Origin of the sequence: Microbacterium sp. ISL-103, from assembly GCF_018613995.1 — a bacterium.
GTDB lineage: Bacteria > Actinomycetota > Actinomycetes > Actinomycetales > Microbacteriaceae > Microbacterium.
The window spans coordinates 1-1,952 of record NZ_JAGGPD010000515.1 but is presented as its reverse complement, the minus strand read 5'-3'; the positions used below and the strand labels follow the sequence as shown (position 1 = coordinate 1,952).

The 1,952-nt window shown below is 70.7% G+C and carries 4 protein-coding genes; 2 read left to right on the top strand and 2 right to left on the bottom strand.

Features of this window, described 5'->3' with window-relative positions; all coding sequences use genetic code 11:
- Window positions 1-99: 99 nt before the first annotated feature.
- Together moaC and J7E68_RS16880 are read left to right on the top strand one after the other, a co-directional pair.
- Window positions 100-579: a cyclic pyranopterin monophosphate synthase MoaC gene (gene moaC, locus J7E68_RS16885; protein WP_215174534.1), complete on the top strand. Its 480-nt coding sequence runs from the start codon at window positions 100-102 to the stop codon at window positions 577-579.
- A complete protein-coding gene (locus J7E68_RS16880) occupies window positions 576-821 on the top strand; it encodes a MoaD/ThiS family protein (protein WP_215174532.1) in 246 nt (81 codons plus the stop codon). The genes moaC and J7E68_RS16880 overlap by 4 nt, the downstream gene beginning before the upstream one ends.
- 239 nt (window positions 822-1,060) lie before the next feature.
- On the opposite strand, the gene J7E68_RS16875 is transcribed toward J7E68_RS16880, so the two are convergent.
- Both J7E68_RS16875 and J7E68_RS16870 read right to left on the bottom strand, forming a co-directional pair.
- Window positions 1,061-1,453: a molybdenum cofactor biosynthesis protein MoaE gene (locus J7E68_RS16875; RefSeq protein ID WP_311417253.1), complete on the bottom strand. Its 393-nt coding sequence runs from the start codon at window positions 1,451-1,453 to the stop codon at window positions 1,061-1,063.
- Window positions 1,453-1,938, bottom strand: coding sequence for a MogA/MoaB family molybdenum cofactor biosynthesis protein (locus J7E68_RS16870; protein WP_215174536.1), 486 nt, complete (start codon window positions 1,936-1,938; stop codon window positions 1,453-1,455). The genes J7E68_RS16875 and J7E68_RS16870 overlap by 1 nt, the downstream gene beginning before the upstream one ends.
- Window positions 1,939-1,952 lie beyond the last annotated feature (14 nt).

Below are 1,952 nucleotides of genomic sequence, written 5' to 3'. Positions count from 1 at the left end.
CCGGACCGGCGGGCTGGCGCGAGCGCGCGCGTTCGCGATCGGGCCCGCCGAGGTCGAGGCCGTGGCCGTGGGCGACGTGATCGATGTCATGCTGGTCGAATGAGCTTCACGCACCTCGACTCGGCCGGCCACGCGCGCATGGTCGACGTGACCGCCAAGCAGCCGACCGTCCGCACCGCCACCGCCCGCGGCTTCGTGCGCTGCAGCGCCGAGGTGATCGCCGCGCTGCGCGACGGCACCGCTCCGAAGGGTGACGTGCTCGCCGTGGCCCGCATCGCCGGCATCCAGGCCGCGAAGTCAACGCCCACCCTGCTGCCGCTCGCTCATGTGATCGGGGTGCATCGGGCGAACGTCGAACTCGACATCGTCGACGACGGCGTCCATGTCGAGGCGACCGTCGGCACCGCCGACCGCACCGGGGTCGAGATGGAGGCCCTGACGGCCGTATCGGTGAGCGCTCTGGCGATCGTCGACATGATCAAGGGGATCGACCGCTCGGTCGTGATCGAAGACGTGCGCATCGTCGCCAAGTCGGGCGGACGCTCGGGCGACTGGGTGCGCGAGGGAGAGACCCGATGACCCTGTCGACGACTCGCGTGCGCTACTTCGCCGCCGCCGCCGAGGCGGCCGGTATCGAGTCCGAGGAACGCGGCGAGCGCACACTCGAGCAGCTCCGTGCGGCGGTCGTGGCCGAGCATCCGGCTCTCACCGACATCCTCCCGCGGTGCGCGGTGATGGTCGACGGCGTGCGCAGCGACGACGACCGTGATCTCGACGACGCGCAGCTGATCGACGTGCTGCCGCCCTTCGCCGGAGGCTGAGCGCCGGCGAGAGTCACCATCGCGGGCGGGAGGGCGGATGCGGGCGCGCGCCTCGCGAGTCCGCTGACGCTTCGCAAGTCCGCTTACGCTTCGCAAGTCCGCTGACGCCGAAAACGGACTTCGGAACCGCACACGGACTTCGGAAGCGCACACCCGAGTACGGGGCTGGCCGGCCTGATCAGCTCAGCCGCCGATGCCCTTCCACGACGTCGAACCGTCGGATTCGACCTTACGCTTCCCTACGGGCCGCGACAGCTTGATTTCCTCGATGTTCGCCCGGNNGCCCGGCACACGGCGAAGGCCTCGGCCCGATGTTCTGCCGCGACCGCGATGACCACCGCGGCATCGCCGACGTCCAGGCGCCCGACGCGGTGGCTCACGGCGACCGCCACTCTGGCCCCGCCCACGGCATCCGCAGCTGCCTGTTCGGCGATCCGCCGCAGCGTCGCCTCGGCATCGGGATGCGCGCTGTACTCGAGCCCGACCACCGGCGTCTTCGCATCGGGATCGTTGTCGCGCACGCGGCCGATGAAGGTCGTCACGCCACCCAGCGCAGGGTCGTCGACGGCCGCGAGATGCGCGTCGACATCGAGCGGCGTGTCAGAGATCCCGGCGATCCGCACCTCGTTCATCAGTGATCGCCGCCCTCGACCTGGTCGACGACGTGCCTGGCCACAGTCAGCACGACGGGAATTCCGGATGCCACGGCACGGGTCGATCCGGGAAGATTCACCACCAGCGCCCCGGCCGGATCCACGATGCCGGCGAGCCCGCGAGAGAGCACCGACCGCGGGGTGTCGGCGAGGCCACTGCGCCGCAGCTCCTCGGCGATCCCCGGAACCTCGCGGGTGATCACCCGACGGGTTCCCTCGGGAGTCTCATCCCGGGGCCCGATCCCGGTGCCACCGGTCGTCACGATCAGCCGTGCACCTCGCGCGACAGCCCTGCGCAGGGCGTCGGCGACCGAAGATGCTCCATCGGCGACGACCTCGGCATCCGGGCAGTGCCACCCGTCTTCCCTCAGCAGACCGACGGCGATGGGGCCGCCCCTGTCTTCGCGTTCCCCCGCGAACGATCGGTCCGACACGGTGATCACGCAGGCAGAAGGCGACGTCATGGCTCCCACCCTAG

What these genes read in the sequence shown, in the direction of transcription:
- J7E68_RS16880 (WP_215174532.1), top strand. Translation starts at nt 576, where the DNA reads ATGACCCTGTCGACGACTCGCGTGCGCTACTTCGCCGCCGCCGCCGAG.
- J7E68_RS16870 (WP_215174536.1), bottom strand. Translation starts at nt 1,938, where the DNA reads ATGACGTCGCCTTCTGCCTGCGTGATCACCGTGTCGGACCGATCGTTC.
- moaC (WP_215174534.1), top strand. Translation starts at nt 100, where the DNA reads ATGAGCTTCACGCACCTCGACTCGGCCGGCCACGCGCGCATGGTCGAC.